23 protein-coding genes are annotated in these 19,582 nt (G+C 60.4%); 9 read left to right on the top strand and 14 right to left on the bottom strand.

The features are described from left to right. On the bottom strand, positions 1–915 hold a 915-nt coding region (locus VF436_RS02030; RefSeq protein WP_330902307.1), incomplete at its 3' end, for a low temperature requirement protein A. Between the two features lie 313 nt (positions 916–1,228). On the opposite strand from VF436_RS02030, the gene VF436_RS02035 reads away from it, so the two are divergent. After that, positions 1,229–1,573: a transposase gene (locus tag VF436_RS02035; protein ID WP_330902308.1), complete on the top strand. Its 345-nt coding sequence runs from the start codon at positions 1,229–1,231 to the stop codon at positions 1,571–1,573. Positions 1,574–1,591: 18 nt separating this feature from the next. Here the strand turns inward: VF436_RS02035 and VF436_RS02040 are convergent, their stop codons facing one another. From VF436_RS02040 to VF436_RS02065, 6 genes are all read right to left on the bottom strand, one after another. Next, positions 1,592–2,008 (bottom strand): hypothetical protein, encoded by a 417-nt coding sequence (locus tag VF436_RS02040; RefSeq protein ID WP_330902309.1) that lies wholly within the window; start codon positions 2,006–2,008, stop codon positions 1,592–1,594. 206 nt (positions 2,009–2,214) lie between these two features. Next, entirely contained in the window at positions 2,215–2,667 is a 453-nt protein-coding gene (locus VF436_RS02045; protein ID WP_414649799.1) for a hypothetical protein, read from the bottom strand. Positions 2,668–2,783: 116 nt separating this feature from the next. Further along, positions 2,784–3,530 carry a DUF2884 family protein gene (locus VF436_RS02050; protein WP_330902311.1) on the bottom strand — a complete coding sequence of 249 codons (747 nt, stop codon included), beginning with the start codon at positions 3,528–3,530 and terminating at the stop codon, positions 2,784–2,786. Between the two features lie 49 nt (positions 3,531–3,579). Beyond that, complete coding sequence (locus VF436_RS02055) at positions 3,580–4,071, bottom strand: hypothetical protein (RefSeq protein WP_330902312.1); 492 nt, start codon at positions 4,069–4,071, stop codon at positions 3,580–3,582. Next, positions 4,071–4,619 carry a peroxiredoxin gene (locus VF436_RS02060; protein WP_330902313.1) on the bottom strand — a complete coding sequence of 183 codons (549 nt, stop codon included), beginning with the start codon at positions 4,617–4,619 and terminating at the stop codon, positions 4,071–4,073. The genes VF436_RS02055 and VF436_RS02060 overlap by 1 nt, the downstream gene beginning before the upstream one ends. Before the next feature lie 95 nt (positions 4,620–4,714). Next, entirely contained in the window at positions 4,715–5,176 is a 462-nt protein-coding gene (locus VF436_RS02065; RefSeq protein ID WP_330902314.1) for a hypothetical protein, read from the bottom strand. A 217-nt stretch (positions 5,177–5,393) separates the two neighbouring features. Here VF436_RS02065 and VF436_RS02070 point away from each other — a divergent pair, with 217 nt between their 5' ends. The 3 genes from VF436_RS02070 (at position 5,394) to VF436_RS02080 (ending at position 7,217) form a co-directional block, all read left to right on the top strand. Next, positions 5,394–5,717: a glycine zipper 2TM domain-containing protein gene (locus tag VF436_RS02070; RefSeq protein ID WP_414649800.1), complete on the top strand. Its 324-nt coding sequence runs from the start codon at positions 5,394–5,396 to the stop codon at positions 5,715–5,717. Between the two features lie 50 nt (positions 5,718–5,767). Then, positions 5,768–6,184, top strand: coding sequence for a universal stress protein (locus tag VF436_RS02075; protein WP_330902315.1), 417 nt, complete (start codon positions 5,768–5,770; stop codon positions 6,182–6,184). Positions 6,185–6,395: 211 nt separating this feature from the next. Next, on the top strand, positions 6,396–7,217 hold the full coding sequence (locus VF436_RS02080) for a ferritin-like domain-containing protein (RefSeq protein WP_330902316.1): 822 nt from the start codon (positions 6,396–6,398) through the stop codon (positions 7,215–7,217). A 291-nt stretch (positions 7,218–7,508) separates the two neighbouring features. Here the strand turns inward: VF436_RS02080 and VF436_RS02085 are convergent, their stop codons facing one another. The 3 genes from VF436_RS02085 to VF436_RS02095 form a co-directional block, all read right to left on the bottom strand. Further along, the gene (locus tag VF436_RS02085; RefSeq protein ID WP_330902317.1) at positions 7,509–7,952 is read right to left on the bottom strand and encodes a DUF6491 family protein; all 444 of its coding nucleotides are present in this window, start codon (positions 7,950–7,952) and stop codon (positions 7,509–7,511) included. Positions 7,953–8,015: 63 nt separating this feature from the next. Next, positions 8,016–8,750 carry a hypothetical protein gene (locus tag VF436_RS02090; protein WP_330902318.1) on the bottom strand — a complete coding sequence of 245 codons (735 nt, stop codon included), beginning with the start codon at positions 8,748–8,750 and terminating at the stop codon, positions 8,016–8,018. A gap of 45 nt (positions 8,751–8,795) precedes the next feature. Next, positions 8,796–9,680 (bottom strand): LytTR family DNA-binding domain-containing protein, encoded by an 885-nt coding sequence (locus VF436_RS02095; protein ID WP_330902319.1) that lies wholly within the window; start codon positions 9,678–9,680, stop codon positions 8,796–8,798. 169 nt (positions 9,681–9,849) lie between these two features. Here VF436_RS02095 and VF436_RS02100 point away from each other — a divergent pair, with 169 nt between their 5' ends. Then, a complete protein-coding gene (locus VF436_RS02100) occupies positions 9,850–11,067 on the top strand; it encodes an acyltransferase (RefSeq protein WP_330902321.1) in 1,218 nt (405 codons plus the stop codon). Positions 11,068–11,199: 132 nt separating this feature from the next. Here the strand turns inward: VF436_RS02100 and VF436_RS02105 are convergent, their stop codons facing one another. Next, on the bottom strand, positions 11,200–11,502 hold the full coding sequence (locus tag VF436_RS02105) for a DUF3247 family protein (protein ID WP_330902322.1): 303 nt from the start codon (positions 11,500–11,502) through the stop codon (positions 11,200–11,202). Positions 11,503–11,651: 149 nt separating this feature from the next. Between VF436_RS02105 and VF436_RS02110 the strand changes: the two genes are divergently transcribed. Continuing rightward, positions 11,652–12,914, top strand: coding sequence for an MFS transporter (locus VF436_RS02110; protein ID WP_330902323.1), 1,263 nt, complete (start codon positions 11,652–11,654; stop codon positions 12,912–12,914). Between the two features lie 581 nt (positions 12,915–13,495). On the opposite strand, the gene VF436_RS02115 is transcribed toward VF436_RS02110, so the two are convergent. Next, positions 13,496–14,038, bottom strand: a complete 543-nt coding sequence (locus VF436_RS02115; RefSeq protein WP_330902324.1) for a hypothetical protein — start codon at positions 14,036–14,038, stop codon at positions 13,496–13,498. A 258-nt stretch (positions 14,039–14,296) separates the two neighbouring features. On the opposite strand from VF436_RS02115, the gene VF436_RS02120 reads away from it, so the two are divergent. The 3 genes from VF436_RS02120 (at position 14,297) to VF436_RS02130 (ending at position 16,545) form a co-directional block, all read left to right on the top strand. Next, entirely contained in the window at positions 14,297–14,968 is a 672-nt protein-coding gene (locus tag VF436_RS02120) for a glutathione S-transferase (RefSeq protein WP_330902325.1), read from the top strand. Between the two features lie 172 nt (positions 14,969–15,140). Then, on the top strand, positions 15,141–16,103 hold the full coding sequence (locus VF436_RS02125) for a sulfotransferase (RefSeq protein ID WP_330902326.1): 963 nt from the start codon (positions 15,141–15,143) through the stop codon (positions 16,101–16,103). A gap of 106 nt (positions 16,104–16,209) precedes the next feature. Next, positions 16,210–16,545 (top strand): hypothetical protein, encoded by a 336-nt coding sequence (locus VF436_RS02130; protein WP_330902327.1) that lies wholly within the window; start codon positions 16,210–16,212, stop codon positions 16,543–16,545. A 184-nt stretch (positions 16,546–16,729) separates the two neighbouring features. Here VF436_RS02130 and VF436_RS02135 read toward each other — a convergent pair whose 3' ends face one another. Together VF436_RS02135 and aceE are read right to left on the bottom strand one after the other, a co-directional pair. Beyond that, positions 16,730–17,197, bottom strand: a complete 468-nt coding sequence (locus tag VF436_RS02135) for a hypothetical protein (RefSeq protein ID WP_330902328.1) — start codon at positions 17,195–17,197, stop codon at positions 16,730–16,732. Between the two features lie 88 nt (positions 17,198–17,285). Then, positions 17,286–19,582 (bottom strand): pyruvate dehydrogenase (acetyl-transferring), homodimeric type (gene aceE, locus VF436_RS02140; protein ID WP_330902329.1); only part of this gene is annotated, 2,297 nt, incomplete at its 5' end.

The raw sequence follows: 19,582 nt of genomic DNA on the forward strand, positions 1-19,582 counted from the left end.
GCCAACGGCACTGACGATGATGCCTGCCACGATTAGCAGATGCAGGTACGTGTAGGCGAGGCGGGCAAAGCGACCGGGGTCGGCCGACGCCGCGATGGATCGGCTGCCGCGTTCGGCTCCGAGGTCGAAATATACCCACCACATCGCCACGCACCCCAGGAATGCCGCAATCAACGCGGCCCAGTGCGCTCCCTCACGCGTTGTCTCAGCAAACGAGGAACCCGTGGCCACGATCGACTCACCCAGGGCGATCAGCACGAACAAGCTGCATCGCTCGGCAAAATGTCCGCCCTGCACATCCCAGTCAGTCGTCGTGGAGCGCCCAAGGCCCGGCACATAGAACGATGACGCCGGACCGGCGTATTCGATGGCTAGTGCGATGATCCAGCACAGCCAACGGGCCTGCCCTTCAAGCCAGCCACCCGCCAGCCACCACACTCCCGACACACACAACCATGTCGCGATTCGCTGGAAGTTGCGTACACTGGCAAGCGGGCTTCCCCGCATGGCCCAGAGCATGAACAAGGTTCGCCCCACCTGCATGAAGACAAAGGCTAGCGCGAACATCAGACCATGTTCGGCGAATGCCTCTGGTAGCGCGGTAGAAAGTAGCAATCCGGCGAGCATCAGCGCCAATAGCATGATGCGCACGGCCAGGCGCTCGGGATCGAGCCAGTTGGTGATCCAGCCGGTAAAGATCCACACCCACCACACCGCCAGGAACAGCAGCAGCACCTCGGCTGCGCCCACCATGCTGAGGTCTCCCAGCAAGGTATGCGACAGCTGGGTCACGGCATAGACGAAGACCAGATCGAAGAACAACTCGATATTCGTGACCCGGCCATGCCCCTCGCCATCCCTGCGCCTCAACAGGCCCTTCAAGACGTGTGCTGCATCGCCGGAACGGTTTGCCATGGATCCCCCGTGAACGTAAAGGTCTATCGGTCGCGAAAACCTGCGATACGCATAGCCAAGCGCCTACGAGGCGTTACGTCAAGCTCCGGCTTTCAAGCTGCCGCCGGCAAAGGCTACGGTGTGTAAGCCCGGCGTAAGGGTGCCCGATTCCTGTGGCCGGAACATGGCTTTGAGCCCTTGAAGCCTGAGGCCACCTTGACGTTACGAATCGCCTCGCCGTGATCGCGACTTGCAGGTTTGGAGCCTCTTTCCCATCTGCGACTGAATCGCACACTGCATCACGCCGTGGGAGCGAATTCATTCGCGATGCAAGTTGCGGCATCGTCGCGGCCTGGAGGTTTTAAAACCCCCAATCTGCGACTGCATCGCAGATGACATCGCGAATGAATTGGCTCCAGCCCTTCGCCAATCGGGCAAGACTCAGGGCCGCGCCGGCATCTCCAAGCTTGGCCAGCCCATCGTGCGCGCTAAGCTCTACATGGCCGCCGTCGTCGCCAAAACACACAACCCTGCCATCAGTCGCTTCTGCCAGCGCTTGCTCGACCAGGGCAAACCTCGCCTCGTTGCCATCGTCGCTTCCATGCGAAAACTCCTTCACATCGCCTGGGGCGTCATCCGATCCGGCAAGCCGTTTGATCCCAATATCGCGCTTGCTTAGATGGGCGCGAGACGGTATCTACAGGGTGCGGGAGGGGCGGATGTCGATGACCTTGCCGTGCGCAATGATGATCACAACGGCCTTGCCGCGCGCGGGCGTGGCCGCGTAATGCCAGAACTGCGCTGCATCGCTACGAATCAACCGCCTATCACGCTTACCGCGGTGGCGGCGCTTCTCATCAAAGCGTGAATGATATCCGCCAGCATGACGCCCTCGAGAAATACGATCGGGCCGCCCCAACATCGCTACGACTCGGGCCACATCATCGCCCGACGACAAAACCCGGGCTCCCACGCGATACGTGGCTGCAGCCATCGGAGAAGTTGCCGATACCAGTATCAAAAAAATGGCGAGCATCAATGCTCGCCGTGAAACCCGAACGCTATAAGCCCCATGAGTGAAAAAGAAGCGCGTCTTACGACTTCCCACATCCACGGGGGCCATCCCTGGCGTTACTCTCCGTCACTACGATTCATATTTTAATGACGGATACACCAAAGCTCACTCCGCCCACATCGCTGACCGATGTAGGCGAAATCAGGCAATGCGTGTCAGCGAAAAAGCGCAAGAAGTGTTCTCATTCAAGATGTGAAAGCACGACGATCAACGCTCTGATCTACGCTCTCATTCAAGATGCCGTATCAGCATGACCCGTGCGTCGTCCCTGCCAAGCAGTGCATATCCAAGTGGATACGGTGTAGCCGGCACAGTTGACGCCGCAGCACACGAGCCGAATCGTCGTTGGCCGCCGCGCCTGCATGGCGCTCGAAGCAATCCAGCAAGGCGCATTCACAGCGCGCCAGGCAACGCACCCAGGCGGTGTCCCTATGCGCATCACCGGCGCGGCTGACGGTAACATCGAGAAACCAGCCACGCGCCGCTCCCATCATCGTGCCATGGTCAGCGGCACGCGCACCCTGATCGAGAACCTGCTGCTGCAGGTCGGCAATGAGCGCATCAAGGGTCTGGGCGTTTTCCTCCAGCAACACGCGCAATCCCGGTTCACGCACCTGGATCAACGCACGCCTGTACAACGCACGGTCGTCGATACCACGACGGATCAGGGCGTTATAGAGAGCTACGGGCTGGGACACGGTCATCGCCTCCTTGGCGATACATGACGATGGGAAGACGCCCACATCGTCCTGCCGGGGCACTTACCCCAGGATTAACCCCTAACCGTTGTGAAGCGTTCACTCAGCCAGCGTTTCTACTGCCCAATGTGCAGAAGATTCAACGGTCGACCATCGGCCGCCTGAATCCCCTCCTGCAATTCGGCCAGACGCTGAACGTCCGGGCAGAGCGCTTGAATCTGGGGGCTCAAGGCCTGCATGCGCCGTTCAAGCCGTGGCCGCAGCCCCGTGGCCAGGTCCGAGGCGCGATCCCGCAGGCTCGCCGCCCCTTGCAGGTCGCCGCTCATGGCGGCGGCGACGGCCTGTTGTCCGAGGTCGTTGGCCAGTAGCGGCATGATGTCGCTGGCGATCTGATTGGCATAGCGATCGGCCATGTCCCCTTGCCAGTCATGGGTACTTTCGCTGCGTGTGATGCGCTGCTTCAGCTCCTGGGCGCGCGTATCAAGGCGGCGGTCGAGTTCCACCTGGGTCTGGGCACTCAACCCCAGCTGTGTCGCTTCATCGTGGACAGCTCGGGCCAACAGGTCCACCCCTTGCCGCGCAATAGCCTTGGCTCGTGGTTCGAGCGCGCGCAACTGGCGTTCGAACAAGGCCAGACGGTCTTGCTCGTCGGGGCGCAGGGCGACCGTCCGGCCGTCCGTCGTGAGCGAACCGTCCTGCAAGACGACCCGATAAGGGGCAGGCTGGGGACGGTCAAATAGCAGCCCCTGGGGCTGGATGGTCAGGTCGTAGCTGCTGCTGGCATGGCACGTAGCCGCCAGATCACTGCCATGGGCAGTCACGGCGACGAAGCACAGCGGCAGCAAGAGAGTAAAGCGGCGCATGAAGTCTCGCGAGATGAACTGGGCAGCCGCAGCGATACCGGGATCAGGATCAACGCTTGCTGAATCGCATGTCGCGCCGATGAAACTGTGATCGCACCGGTGGCTGGCCAAGCACCCAGCCAAGCCACAACAGCAAGGGTATCGCGATGGCCTTCAACCCGAGCACCACCTGGAAGGTCCGCCGGGTACGCTCGATCATGAACAAGGCAAGGTCAGCGGTTTGCGGCTGAGCCAGCGCAGCCTGTCGGGCCTTGTCGAAATCTCCCCAGTGCACGAGGATTGCGACGCCGCTCACCAGCGCATACAGGGCCAGCACAACGGTGGTCGCACGCATGGCGGAACGAGCCCACTCATGGCGCATGATTGCAGCAACGCAGATCACGATGACCACGAAAGTGGCTGCCAGATAAACGAATTCGCCATGTTGCATGTACTGCAGGCCAGCATAGCCGGCCAGCAGCAGCAACACCCAGAGTGCCAGGCTCCAGATCGCGAAGCGACGCGGACTGGCCGCATCACTTCGCACTTTTAGAACTGCCATCAGGTCGAGGCCTTCAGAGCAGCCAGATCACTCAGTACCTGCGAGGAATTCTTCTCCGGGTCCACATCGACGTAGACCTTGGCAATCTTGCCATGGGGGTCGATCAGGAAGGTGGTGCGCTTGGCATAGTGCACGCCGCCCATCGAGGTCAGCACGCCATAGGTGGAAGCCACTTTACTGTCGGCATCGGACAGCAACGGGAACGGCACGTGGTACTTCTCGGCGAACTCCTGATGCGACTTGACGTTATCCAGGCTCACACCCACGACGTCAGCACCGGCCTTGCGCAGCTTGGCGATGTCATCGCGGAAGGTGCAGACCTGCGTGGTGCATCCTACGGTGAAATCCTTCGGATAGAAGTACATCACCAGCCAGCGACCCTTATGATCGGCCGGTGTCTGCCAATGGCCGTTCTGGTCCTGCAAGCGAAAATCCGGGGCAACCTGGCCGACCTGGGGCATGTTGGCAGTCGGGGCATCTGTCGCGAATGCTGGGGCGGCAGCGCCGATAAAAAGTGAGAGCAGGAAAAGCAGGACTTTGCGATGCATGGGTTACTCCGGGGTGGGGAACTGGGCAAGTGTACGCTCAAAAGCAAAGGGCGCCGAAAGGCGCCCTTTGCAACGCAAGCGGTGAATACCGCTTATCAGTGAACACGTTCAATCGAGAACTTGCCCACCGAGATACCCAGGTTGACGCCCTCGCCGGTGCCCGACAGCGCCAGCGAGGTGGTGCCCTTGGTCAGCACCTGCGCCTGGCCACTCTTGACCACGCCAGCCTCGGCGCCGGCCTGGGCATAGTCGCCAAACACGTCGTCCACGCTGCGCACGTGTGAGATGGCACCCTTGCCATCATCGATACGGTACTTGCCGGCGGTCAGGCCACCGCCCACGACGGAAATCTTGACGTTGGCGCGTTGGCCGTTATTGCATACCACCGTGCCCTGGCCCTCGGCGTGCTTGTAGATGATGGACCAACCCTTCAGCGAGAAGCGCAGGTCGCAGTCCACCGACGCATCGGCTGCGTGGGCAGGTGCCACCGGCAGCGCGCTCAATCCCGTAACCGAAAACAGCAGCAGTGCAGCCAGACCCAAATGACGCTTGCTCATGTGAAGCTCTCCTTCATGTCGCTCTTACCCGGGGGAACCGTCGGCCTCATTGCGAGCATCGAGCCGGACGGCCATGTTCAGTGCATATAGCTCAACCTGAAGAAGGTGATGGCGATGTGGAGAAAACGCAGTCTCCTGCGATTTTGATCCCACCGTAACAAACTACCGAGCAGACTCACCCTCCAACGAAACACAGAAAGCTGATGGAGGTATAGCGATGAACACCAAGACCCTGAAGATTTTCGCGGCAAGTCTTTCCCTGGCTCTGGCCGCCGGACCGATGGCGGCGCATGCCTCGCATGAGGTTTGCCACAACGTCGAGGTGCAGGACCAGCCCAAGGATCAGCACCAGATTGCCGGCATGGCCATCGGTGCCGTGGGCGGCGGCTTGTTGGGGCACCAGATCGGCGGCGGTAAAGGCAAGACACTCGCCACGGTCGGTGGCGCAGTGGCGGGCGGCTATGCGGGCAAGAAAGTACAGGAAAACCAGCAAGCCAAGCACACGCATATCGAGCGTCGGTGCCACGAAGTAGAAGACTAAAAATAGTTGTCTGACCGACTGCAAGTGGCTTCATCGGAGACAACATCAACATGTTCAAGTATTCGCTCGTCGGTTATGACGGTTCCCATTCATCGCAACAGGCATTTCGTTTTGCCGTCGAACTGGCGCGCCTGACCAAGGGTCGTTTGCGTGTCGTGTCAGCGCTTCAAGTCGTCGAGGGCGGTGCGGACACTACCTCCCTGGTCATGACCGATACATCCAGCCAGCGCGTGGTCGAGCTCAAGGCGGAGTTGCAATCCCTGGCCGCTGACGCCGACACGCTGGTAGACCTGGAGGTGTTGCATGGCAGCCCCGGTGACGTGCTGATCGGCCAGGTCCATGCCCACAACATCGATCACATCGTGATCGGCCACACTGAACGGGGCGCCCTCGCCCGCTGGCTGGTCGGCTCCGTATCGGATGACATCCTGGCCCGATCACACGTCCCGGTCACCGTCGTGCGCTGAGCCCCTCGGATCACGCCGCCCGCCTCCTGCGGGCGGCGTCTTTTCGAGCGTAATTTCCCACGCCCGTCCTGTCGGACCCGGCCCGCCAGGGCGGCCGGGGTACCTGCATGAACAAACGTTAATCCCCTTGGGGTCGAAGCCGTCGTATTCTCTTGTCACAATACAGTCATGCCAAGCTCATACTTGGCGCCGCCCCCGAACAGGAATCACCGTGAGTTACACCACATCGTTGCCATGGACCCTGGAGAGCCTCGACCTCGACAGCATCGATATCGAGCGCATCCGTCACAACGAAGACCTGTTCTTTTTGCTTTGCAGCGCATCGTTCGTGGAAAGCGGTTCGGACCTGTATACACACAACCTGGTGGATCACTTCGCTGGCGATACGGAATTGCAGACTTGGCTCAGCCAGCACTGGGAGCATGAGGAGCTGCAACATGGTCGCGCACTGGCTGCCTACGTGCGCAAGGTATGGCCAGAGTTCGACTGGGACAAAGGCTTCAAGGCATTCTGGGATGAATACGGCGCGGTCTGCACATCCGAGCAGCTCGAAGCCAGTCGCGGGCTGGAACTGGCCGCGCGCTGTGTGGTGGAAACCGGCACGGCCAGCCTTTACCGCGCACTTAATGACATTACCGATGAGCCGGTGCTCAAGCAGTTGACCAACCATATCAAGAGCGATGAAGTTCGCCATTACAAGAACTTCTACCAGCACTTCCGCCGTTATCGCGAGAAGGAAGGCTTCGGTCGCTACAAGGTGTTCCGCGCGGTGTTGCGCCGGGTCAACGAGATCAAGAGCGAAGACAGCGACATCGCCCTTCGCCACGTCTTCAACCAGTGCTATCCCCAGCATGTCGAGGACAAGGCCAAGTATCGCCAAGTGACGGGCCGCGCTCAGGATCTGCTACGCAAGAATATCCCCGCGGAAATGACCGTCAAGATGCTGCTCAAGCCACTGGATCTGCCCGCCCGCGTGCAGAACGCCATCGAAAAGCCGCTGGCGCGCATCGCTGAGAAGCTGTTTTTGCAGTAAGGCGCGCCAGGGGGCTTTAGCGCATGGATGGTGAAGCCCGTGGATGGGAGATGGATGGCGGGAGCGCGAAAACCTGCCACCAGGGCCAAGATTGACGCTTGTGTCGCGCCGCGCTTTGCCATCGGCATGCAGTGACTTGCCATTCAAGGCAGATGCGCTACGCCAGAGACGGGAAATCGAAGGCCTGCAGGCGGGTGAAAAATCTTGAACGCCGCCGAAGCGGCGTCGCCAGCATGAAGCCTCGCCTCGGTGGCAGGTTTTCGCGCCCCCGCCCCAACTCCAGACAATTCTTCACGCTCCCGCGTCACGCTCCTTTTCTTCGATCTTGCGCTGTTTCTGTAGTTTCTCTTCCGCGCGCAGCTTGCCTACGTCAACGGGGCGGATTTCCATGATGAAGCAGGGGCCGGGGCCGCCGACCAGCACCTTGTCCAGGCGCGCGTTGACTTCATGCATGCGCGAGGTCAGGCCGATGGCATTGGCCCATTCCAGGTTCTGGCAGCCACCGCCGCCATCGACGGTGAGCAGGTAAGCTTCCTGGCCGCGGGTATAGACGGCCAGATGGCTGCGATCGAGCGCCTCCCAGGACCACAGGTTGAAGAACCGGAAGCTGTTGACCGGGGCACCCGCGGCGGCCTGGTAGTCGAGCAGGCGTTGGTTGGGTTTTTCAGGCCCCGTCGCACAGGCGGCCAAGGCTGCCGCAATGAACACGATAATGCATGAGCGCACGTACTTCATGGCAATGACTCCCGGAGTGGACGAGCAACGCAAACGGCCACGGAGCGATACGGTGCACGGCGGTTACTTTTTACCCTTGCTCAAGGGCTGCCACTTCGAAGGATCGAAACCACCCACCTCATAGACCAGGGTCTCGTGCTTCTCGTCATCCTTCGTGGTGACATCGAGGGTGATACGCTTGGCCTTCTCGACAAGCGCAATGAATGCCTTGTCATCGCGAATCATGATGGCCGGTTCGCCGGTGGTCGGCGCAAAGCCCTTGATACCCACGGGCTTGCCATCCACCTTGGCATTGATGGTGCAGTTACCCTTGCAGACGAAACCGTGCCCGTTGCCGTACAGAAAAGCATTCTGTCCCCACTCGGTGTGCCGGCGCAGCACGAGGCGTACGCGATCATTGCCGGCGGGCAAGGTTGAATAGATCGTCGCGGTGGATTGCGTGCCGCCTTGCATCGGCGCTACCTGGTAATACCAAAGTGCCTGCAAACGCGCCTTTTCCTTGGTGTCCTTAAGACGCTGCTCCACGGCGGGCAATGATTGCTGCACTTCCTTGGCGGCATCCGTACCGGGATAACGCTGCACGATGTCTTCGCCCTGCAAGACCGTCATTTCGTCGTTGCCCTGCTTGGCCAATTGGCGGTAGTTGTCCAGCTTGCGCGCCTGATCGGCCTTTTGCTGCGCAGCATCGGCTGCCGCCTGCTGTTTGGCTGCGGCCTGTTCGTCGTCCTGCTGTGAGCACCCGGCGGCGAGCGCGGCGGCCACAAGCACGACAATCAAGGGACGGCAAATCACATTCATGGCGGCAACCTCGCTTCAGGACAGGCGCCTAGAGTGGCCGGCCCATCAGCCTCGTGCAACCTCCGGCCGCGGCGCTTCACCGAAGCGCTCACGCAATTGTGCGCGATAGCGGCGGCTGCACGGAATCTTCATGCCGCCGTGCATGGTCAATCGTGCGTCGCCGTTTTCCAGGGGTTCGATCTCGGCCACGTAGTCGAGGTTGACGGCATAGCTACGCTGCACGCGCACAAAACGCGACGGATCGAGTTTTTCCTCAATGCCGGCCATGGTCGCCCGCAAGGGATAGTCACGTCCACGAACATGCAGGTTCACGTAGTTGCCCGAGGCTTGCAGCCACTCGATTTCCCGCGCGTTGATCAGGAATTCCTTGCCCAGCTTGCGCACCAGGAAGCGCTCGGGGCGTTCAACCGGCTCGACCGGCGGCCCTTCATCCGGTTCGGCCAGCACGCGCGCCTCGCCCTGGAAGCGGGTACGCCAGAGGGTATAGAGGCCCATCAGGGCTACGATACCGGCATACGAACGGATGTCCTTGAGGTATTCGTAGCCCCAGATGTACCAGGGGCCGAAGTCGTAGTGCCGGCCCATCGCGGTGTAGATCCAGGTACGCAGCATCACCATACCGCCCACATGCAGCAGGCTGAAGACCACGCTGCCTCCCAGCAACCAGGGCAGGCTGGTACGCCAGGTTTCGAACAGCACCGGCCATCGGCGCTGGCCAACCAGCACGCCCGGAATCAGGGCCAGCATGACCAGGGCACTGGTCCACTCCCAGGACCACGGCTCCCAGGCCGCCAGCCCAGGGTGGTCCATGGCCGAGGTGATGCTGTTGAATGTGGCGTTGAGCACGAAGAAAGCCACCCAGAAGCCAATCTCGAAAGACCGGCGCCAGCGGGCGAAGGAGCGATAGTCGAATGATGGGGCGGCAGGCATGGCGAGAAGTGTATCGGGTCGGGCGCCGCCAGCCCGGGGCCAAAAGCCACCCCGGTTCGTCACCGCCACCCCTCCGTTCGTCCCCAGGCCAGGTCAATCAATCACTTGCGGCGAGACAACCTGGACGGCCCCGTCGAGTATCGCTCCACCTTTCCACCGGAGCGACCTCATGGACAACCCGACCCGGCGCCACGATATCGACGCGTTGCGCGTTTTGGCCTTCGGCCTGCTGATCCTCTATCACCTGGGCATGCTCTATGTCGCCCATTGGGATTTCCACCTCAAGAGCACACACGCCGCGCATTGGTTGCAATACCCGATGATCTTCCTCAACCGCTGGCGCATGGAGCTGCTGTTCCTGATCTCGGGCCTGGCGGTGCATTTCCTGCGCAAACGCACCTCGCTCCCGCGCTTGGCCTGGAAGCGCACGGTCCGGTTGTTGCTGCCGTTGCTTTTCGGCATGGCCGTGGTGGTGCCAATCCAGCCCTATGTCGAGGGCCTGGGCACAGGGCTGGTACAACCGGGCTTCGGGCAGTTCCTGTTGCGCTACTGGACCGGCGGCCCCTGGCCGGCGCATGCCTTTTCCGGCTGGAACTACGGCGTGACCTGGAACCACCTGTGGTACTTGGCCTACCTGTGGAATTACACCCTGATCCTGCTGCTCATCATGCCTCTACTCGAATCGGCGCCGGTGCGCCGGGTACGCGAGCGCCTGGAAGGATTGCGCGGCGCCGCCCTGCTGGTGCTGCCGTCGCTGCCGCTATGGCTGATCGGACAATTGGCCGATCATTACCCGATGACCCACGCGCTGATGGGTGACTGGTTCGCTCATGCGCTTTACGGGACGATATTTCTCTATGGCTACCTGCTAGGCACGAGCTCGCGTCTATGGGATGAGCTGACGCGCTTGCGTCACATATCACTGACGACGGCACTGGCGTCGTTCACTGTGTATATTGGGCTGGATCGCTTCGCCGATACGCTGATCGGCCATGCGCCTACGCCATTGGACATCGCCATCGGCGTGCCGTTGATCCAGTTTACCCAATACTTGTACATGTGGACGGCGCTGATGGCAGTGCTTGGTTGGGGACGCGCCCATCTCAACCGGCCCTTTCGTTGGCTGCCCTACACCCGTGAAGCTGTGTTTCCTTGGTACATACTGCACCAGAGCATCATGCTGGGCCTGGCCTGGCCAGTGCTGCACATGGGATTAGGGCCGATTGCCGAGCCCACACTGATCTTGCTTGGCACCGTACTTGGCTGCGCCGTGGGACACGAAATCATTCGCCGCATCGGTTGGCTACGGATGTTTTTCGGACTGGAACCCAAGGAAAGGCAACCACGACCCCTCCATTACGCCTCACTTGCGCAAGAACACTCTTGAAGGCGAATTCTCTGGCGAATCGATCTGCAGTCAGGCTGCAGATCGATTTTTTCATGGTGGGAGCGTGCGCAAAATCTTGGCGACCTGAATGTCATCCAAGAACCAAAGTCAAACGCATACATTCATTACCGGTCAGCTTTCCCCGCCCAGCGTGGAATCAAGATGCTCCACATGACAGATGTCGTCGAGCCAGATAGAGCGCGACCAGGTCGGCACATCCGGGCGCTCCAGCCGCACGACGCCATTAAGCCCCTCACGATGTTGCCCATCATGGAATATCTGCACACTGGGTCGCTCACAAATCACGCCATCGCAGGCCGATCCATCGCGTAGTTGCAGGACGACGTGCCCATTGGTCGGTAACTCATTGACCAGCGCCTCCAGCCGATGAATGCGGCCTTGGTCGGTATATACATGTTCGGCGAACTTGCCCATGGTTCACTCCGCTTGGCTTATTGAACCCAAGACGATCGTGAACTCATCGCAGAAAAATGCGGGTCAATGCCATGGCAGGCATGCGTGAAGGCAACTTTGCCGGCATCGCACAACAGGCGGATAATCGAACGCCTACAGAAGGATCCTCCATGCCTGCTTCCGCGCCGCCCCCTGCGGACTCCCTTTTCAAGCATCCAGCCTTCATTCAGTTCTGGTTCGCGCGTGTCGCATCGAGTTTCGGCTTCCAGATGTTATCAGTCGCCGTTGGCTGGCAGATTTATGAAGTGACCGGGCGGGCCTTTGACCTCGGGCTGATCGGCCTGGTCCAGTTCGTGCCGTCATTTCTGCTGGCACTCCCCGCCGGACACGTCGCCGACCAGTTCGAGCGCCGCCGCATCGTACGCTACGGCCTGATCGTCGAGCTGCTGGCGATCGCCGTACTCGCAGAGCTGAGCCTGACCCACGCCGTACACGAGGCAGGCATCCTGATATTGATCTTCATGATCGGCGTAGCCAAAGCCTTCGAATTCCCCGCGCTGCAATCCATGCTGCCCGGCCTCGTACCTGCACCCATCCTGCCTCGCGCGATGGCCGCCAGTAGCTCGGCCGGACAGGCGGCGACCATCCTGGGGCCTGCGCTGGGAGGACTGCTGTATGTGGCAGGCCCCGGCGCGGTGTACCTGCTAGCCGCCGTGCTCTATGCGGTTGCCGTGGTAATGATGGCCATGCTGCGCTATGAGCAGGCTCCGCCGCGCCGCGAACCGGCCACGCTGCGAACCGTCTTTGCCGGCGTGGATTTCATCCGTCGACGCCCGGATGTGCTGGGCGTCATCTCGCTGGATCTGTTCGCCGTGTTGCTTGGCGGCGCCACCGCGCTGTTGCCGATCTTCGCCAAGGACATCCTGCACACGGGCCCCTGGGGCATGGGCCTGCTGCGGGCGGCGCCGGCCATTGGCGCGCTACTTATGTCGATCTGGCTGGCAAGCCACAGCATGCAACGTCGCGTGGGTATCACCATGTTCGCGGCCGTCGCCGGCTTCGGTCTGGCGACGCTGGTTTTCGCCGTATCGCGCACACTGTGGCTGTCATTGGCAGCCTTGTTCGCACTAGGCGCTTTCGACATGGTCAGCGTGGTCATTCGCGGCTCGCTGGTACAACTGGATACGCCCGATGATATGCGTGGCCGCGTCAATGCGGTCAATGCCATCTTCATCAACACGTCCAATCAGCTGGGTGAATTTGAATCAGGCATGCTTGCCGCTTGGCTGGGCGCCATCAACGCCACGCTGATCGGCGGCGTGGGTACCCTGCTCGTCGTAGGCCTGTGGATGTTCCTGTTCCCCACGCTGCGTAGGCGCCAGCGCTTGCAATCGGAACCCGAGACCGCGCGAACAGCCGAAGCAACGTTGTAACGGCGACTTCGGCGATTTTGCAGGAGCGACTTCAGGGAGGTTCGGAAAGACCCCTCATGGAAGTGGTCATTCGGGTGCAGGCTACGGCCTTACACCGCTCGGGCGGCGCAGCATGAAAGCGGCTGCATTCGGGACTGAACTGCAACAGACTTTCGTAACCGACGCGATAGGCTGCGGGGTGGCATCGCATTGCTCGGTCAAGAACAAACGCCTGATTTCCTGCAAGCACGGCAGCTTTTGGTACGGCAACGAACTCATCGCCGTGACTGTGTTGAAGCGATAGTGCAGCAACGGCACGCTCAAGCCACTTGATCGCTCGGGCCATCTGCTGGGTTTGCCTACCGCCGGAGGCTATCTGGCGCAGGCGCAGTAACGCCGGAAATACTCGACTACTGCGGCGACACCGCCTCGTCACCGATTTGAGATGATTGACATCCAGGACACCAGCGACGCTTATAAACGCATGCTAAGGAGTAACATGCGCTATCGCTTCGTGATCGACATTGCCTCGCTGAAGAAAGCCACGTGATTAATCAGGGGCTCGACCGCAGGCCGGGCCCCTGATTTCGTGCTACGGCCGCTTACTGCTCCGCGAGCGAGAACGAGAACGTCGCGTTGTCGATTGACGTTTTCGTACCGCGACCACTCAACGTACCAGAGAACGTGTTATTCGACTCATCGAAAACGATGTCCGACATCACGTCCGTCATGGTCTCAGTTGAAATCAACGTGCTTCCCCTTCTCGCAATCATACTGGCATGAATGGATTGCACTGCAGGCGCCATGCCCTCGCTTTTCAAGATATTTATTGTAAGGCCGAGGATGCGTCGCACATTTCCATCGGGAGCCAGCTCGGAACGAACGTTAAATTCCACCACGTCGTCGTCAAGACGCTTCATATGAACCACATCCGTGCTGAAGGGCCCAGTGAAATCGATGATTCGACCTTCACTGGGCAACTTGCGGTTCTGCTTGCCTTCAAATGTGCCAGATATGAACTGAGCCGAAGCCAAGCTTGGGCCCGAAACCGCTGGCTGTTCCAAAACACGTCCATGAACGGGGGCGCCAGCCATGGCGCTGCCGCCATAAACGCACAGGGCGATAAAAGCCAATTTCCTTATCATTCAAGCATCCTTTTGAAATATGTATCGCTTCATTCATCAGAAGCGGCAGCAAGGTTATCCATTCGCCGCGGTTCAAAGGTAGATATACGTCACGCAGATTTGTAGGCGCCCTACCACGACATGCCGGTCGAAAGCTCAACGTCGCTTAGTTTGACGACCATACTTCTTACGCATGTTCGTGCTATACAGCTTCCGCCGCATAAGCATGCTTCCTACACTCATAGGCCGTACCGCGAAAATTTTACGGACAAGGCGCACATGATCACCGTCCATCATCTGAATAACTCGCGCTCCCAGCGCATCCTGTGGTTGCTGGAAGAACTCGCGCTGCCTTACGACATAAAGCGCTATGAACGCGATCGCAAGACGATGCTGGCGCCCCCAGAGCTCCGGCAAATCCACCCCTTGGGCAAGTCGCCGGTCATTACGGACGGCGATCTGGTGCTGGCCGAATCCGGCGCCATTATTGAATACCTCGCCGGTCATCATGGCGGCGGGCGCCTCTTGCCAGCAGCAGGAACGCCGGAACGGCTGCGTTGTACCTACTGGCTGCATTACGCGGAAGGTTCGGCCATGCCTCCCCTGCTGCTCAAATTGGTGTTCCAGCGCGTAGCAACCACACCGGCGCCGTTCTTCGTCAAACCAGTGCTCAAGGGTGTGGCGACCAAGGTTCAGGATAGTTTTGTCGACCCACAGATCAAACTGCATCTCGATTACCTGGAGAGCGAGCTGACCAAGACCCCCTGGTTTGCTGGCGAATCTTTCACCGCCGCGGACATCCAGATGAGTTTCCCGCTGGAGGCCGCATCGGGGCGCGCCGGGCTAACGCCGGCCCGTTATCCGAGGCTGGCCGATTTCCTGACGCGCATCCATGGCAGGCCCGCTTATCAGCGCGCACTGGAAAAGGGTGGTGCTTATCACGTTGGTTAACCCTCTCTCTACCGCATGCGCTTACTTGGCATCAGGCTCATCCAGCCTCGATGCCGACCTGTGACGAGTTCGATCTAAAAACCTGTCAACCTTTCGCGAACCTGACGCGTTCCTTTCGTGAAGCCAACGCCCGATCGGCCGTGTCATGACGAAAAGGGGGCAAACGCAGCGCATGCGTCGAACTTTCATCGTAGGTTGCCCGCGTTCGGGCACAACGGTCGTGCAGGCCATGCTGGCCAGGCACCCCGATATATACACCTTGCCGGAAACCAACTTCTTTGAACGGCTGCTGGGCGGAGCGGCCTATCGCTGGGGCGACAAGGAAGCCCAGGCACCCAGGCGCCGCTTGGCTAGACGGCTCGGGCTGGCCAGACGCTACGCTCGGCGTGAATTCCTTGAACTGCAACGCTGCATCCAGGGCGACCTGTCCCCCCGCCCACATGCCCCTTGGCGGGAACAAACCTGCATCTGCCGCTTCTTCGGCATGCTGGACGAGGCCACGCAAAAGGCCGGGCGGTCGATGTGGCTGGAAAAGACCCCCGCTCACCTGCTTTACCTGGACGATATCGAGCAGCACCTGCCGGAAGCCCGTTTTGTTCACGTCATTCGGCCAGGTATGGATGTGCTTGCGTCCCTGCTGGACGCAAACATGCGCTACGACGCCGGCAACGCCTTCGGTGGAGATCTGGCGTTGTGGGTGAGCCGCTGGAACCGTGCTGCCGAAATCCATCGATCGCGCATCGGCTTGCCGCAACATCACTTCCTGTTTCTGGAGGACCTGACGCGTGACCCAGCCGCCGAATGGGAGCGCCTCTGTGAGTTTCTGCAGCTGGAGTCGGACGCCAAGATAGATGACGCCTGCCAGCAGACCATCAGCTACCCCGAACTCGAACCCTGGAAACAGGCTGCGTTGAGCGGGCAACCGAGGCCTGCGGCCAGCAAGGTGCACGACGTATTCGGCCCCCGGCTACGCCAATGGCTACGCCTCAAACTTACTTCGTACGAATCGCTCTATGCGGCCAGCAGCTCAGTCTTTGATCGCGAGGAGTCGTTCAGTAATTCATCGCCTCGCGTCCCCAAAACCGACCCGACGCCTGCTTCAGGCCCTGGGCGCCGACAGGCAGCAAACGGCTGATTCCTGAACAACACGCCCGGCATGACGAGTGCCTTGCGCGACCGTTTACACGCCGCTCACGGCTGCACTGGCAGTTTTTGAGGTCGAGACCGCAAGGGAGACCGTCATGAGCAGACAGCGTGATATCCAGGACACCATTAACGGCGTGGGCGAGCGCGTAAGTGAACGCGTGCGTCATTACGCCGACGAAGCTGCCGATCACGCCGGCACGCTCGCAGAGCGAGGCCGCCAGTTTCGTCGCCGCTTCGGTCAGAAGAATGGTCAGTACAGTCGGCGCATCGCCCATGCCGCTGAAGACATGGCTGATGAAGCCAATTACCAGTACCGGCGCCTGCGCCGCCAGGTCAAGCGCCATCCGACCGCGACTGTCGCGATTGTTGCCGGCACGGTGGGTGCATTCTTCCTGCTGCGCCACCTCTTGCGCGGTGACGATGAGGATTGAGCGTGGCTTTGATTGCAGCGCCACGGGAGCCCGCCATCCGGCGGGCTTTTTTGTATTAGCTGTCAATGTCGCGACGCATTCATCGGGACACTTTGCCGGTCATCGTTAACCCACTCGTGGCGCCATAACGATATTGAGTTTGCTATAGCATCTGGCAGGTTCGAGCCCCAGCAAGGATCCCAAGCTACTGACCGGCCAAGCGCTCACGCACCCATTGCGTAAGCTGCGGCGATGGTGAGCCACTGTCCTTGCGCAAATAACCGACCAGGTTCATCACGATCTTGTAGGGCGTGATCAGCAAACCAAAGGGAAAACCCCACCAGCCTAGCAGCGTACTGCTGCCGAGTGCCTTGAGATAGTTCGAGCGGCCGCAATCACGACAGCACAGCCTTGTCTTTCGTCCGTAACGGGTGATCACCAGGGCCGACCATATCCAGTGCGTTTCATGAAGATCGACCGGCGCTCCCTGCCGCTTGCACTGGGGACATGCACCGTTACGAATCGCCAACGCGTGATAACGCACCGGATCGTTGGATGAAGATGGAGGTGGTGCTGGCCCAGCCGATGCCGGGCGCGCCGCACTGTCAGCGTTCGTGCCGGTTGGCTGCGTGCTGTCGTCAAATGCGAATTTAAACGGATCTTGCGTGGTCATAACCCCAGTCCTTGCGCAGCTCCCAGGCCGCATCGTGTCCATGAAAAAGCCCGCCTTTCGGCGGGCTTTTCTTACACTGAATCATATATCAGACGGACAGCGGATTGGGCTTTTCCGAATCCAGCTTGTAGGTCTTGATGGCCCGAGCAACATCCTTGGCATTGACCTTGCCCTCCTTGGCCAGCGCCGCCAGGGCCGCGTGGGCAATCCAGTAGCGATCCACTTCGAAGAAGCCACGCAGGTGTTCGCGGGTATCGGATCGGCCGTAACCATCCGTGCCAAGCACGGTATAGCGCATGCCATCGGGCATGAAGGCACGAATCTGGTCCGCGTACTCGCGAACGTAGTCAGTGGCAGCAATCGCCGGGCCTTGGTGACCTTGCAGCAATCCGGTGACATAAGGCACACGCTGCTCAGACTCCGGATGCAATCGGTTCCAGCGCTCGGCGTCGAAACCGTCGCGACGGACCTCGCTGAAACTCGGCACCGACCAGATATCGGCACTGACACCGAAATCCTTCTCCAGCAGTTCGGCGGCAGCGATCACTTCACGCAGGATCGTGCCTGAACCAAGCAACTGCACGCGCGGCTCGCCCTTCTTCGCCTTGCCGGCATCCTTGAACAAATACATGCCCTTGATGATGCCTTCCTCGACACCTTGCGGCAGATCCGGATGCGCGTAGTTCTCGTTCATCACGGTGATGTAGTAGTACACGTCTTCCTGCTCTTCGAGCATGCGGCGCGTACCATCCTGCATGATGACAGCCACTTCGTAGGAGAACGTGGGGTCGTAGGACTTGACGTTCGGGATGGCACCGGAAAGCAGGTGCGAATGACCGTCCTCGTGCTGCAGACCTTCACCATTGAGCGTGCTGCGACCGGCGGTGCCGCCGATGAGGAAGCCACGAGCGCGCATGTCACCAGCAGCCCAGGCCAGGTCGCCAATGCGCTGGAATCCAAACATGGAGTAGTAGATGAAGAATGGCAGCATCGCCTGGTTGCTGATGCTGTAGCTGGTGGCCGCAGCCATCCACGAAGCCATACCACCGGCTTCGGAAATACCCTGCTGGAGCACCTGACCCTTCTGGTCCTCGCGGTAATACAGCAATTGATCAGCGTCCTGCGGGCGATATTTCTGACCGAACGGCGCATAGATGCCGATCTGGCGGAACATGCCCTCCATGCCGAACGTACGAGCCTCATCGGCCACGATCGGTACGATACGCTCGCCGATCTGCTTGTCGCGCAGCATCAGGTTCATGCCGCGCACCAGCGCCATGGTGGTGGAGATTTCGCGGTCGCCCGTGCCCTTGGTGATCTGCTCGAAGGCGGCCAGATCCGGCGCCTTGAGCTTGGCCTCGGCATGACGGCGACGCTGCGGTAACGCGCCCCCAAGCTGCCTGCGACGCTCGAGCATGTACTGCACCTCCGGCGAATCCTTGCCGGGGTGGTAATACGGCACATCAGCCAGTTTGTCGTCGGTGACTGGAATATTGAAACGGTCGCGAAAATGGCGCACGGCCTCGGCATCGAGCTTTTTCTGCTGGTGCGTCGGATTTTGCGACTCACCGGCCGCTCCCATGCCGTAGCCCTTGACCGTCTTGGCCAGGATGACCGTCGGCATCCCCTTGGTGTTCACGGCCGCATGGTAGGCCGCGTAGACCTTATGCGGATCGTGACCGCCGCGGTTCAGGCGCCAGATGTCGTCGTCGGACAGGTTCGCAACGAGCGCAGCGGTTTCCGGATACTTGTTGAAGAAGTGCTCGCGCGTGTACTTGCCGCCAAACGCCTTGCAAGCCTGATACTCGCCATCGACGGTCTCCATCATCAACTTGCGCAACACGCCCTTGGAGTCGCGCGCGAGGAGCGGGTCCCAATAGCTGCCCCAGATAAGCTTGATGGCGTTCCAGCCAGCGCCGCGGAAGACGCCTTCCAGTTCCTGGATAATCTTGCCGTTGCCGCGCACAGGCCCGTCCAGGCGCTGCAAATTGCAGTTGATCACAAAGACCAGGTTGTCCAGGCCCTCACGTCCGGCCAGCGAGATCGCCCCCAGCGACTCGGGTTCGTCCGTCTCGCCGTCGCCGAGGAAGCACCACACCTTGCGATCGCTCTTGGGCACCAGGCCGCGATGCTCCAGATACTTCCAGAACTGGGCCTGGTAGATGGCCTGGATGGGACCCAGGCCCATCGACACCGTCGGCACCTGCCAGTAATCAGGCATCAGCCAGGGGTGGGGGTACGAGGACAGGCCCCGCCCCTTGCCGGCTACTTCCATGCGGAACAGATCGAGCTGCTCTTCGCTCAGGCGGCCTTCCAGGAACGAGCGAGCATAAACACCCGGGCTCGAATGACCCTGATGGAATACCAGGTCGCCCGGATGATCGG

It is taken from the genome of Dyella sp. (assembly GCF_036384435.1).
Classification (GTDB): Bacteria; Pseudomonadota; Gammaproteobacteria; order Xanthomonadales; family Rhodanobacteraceae; genus GSA-30.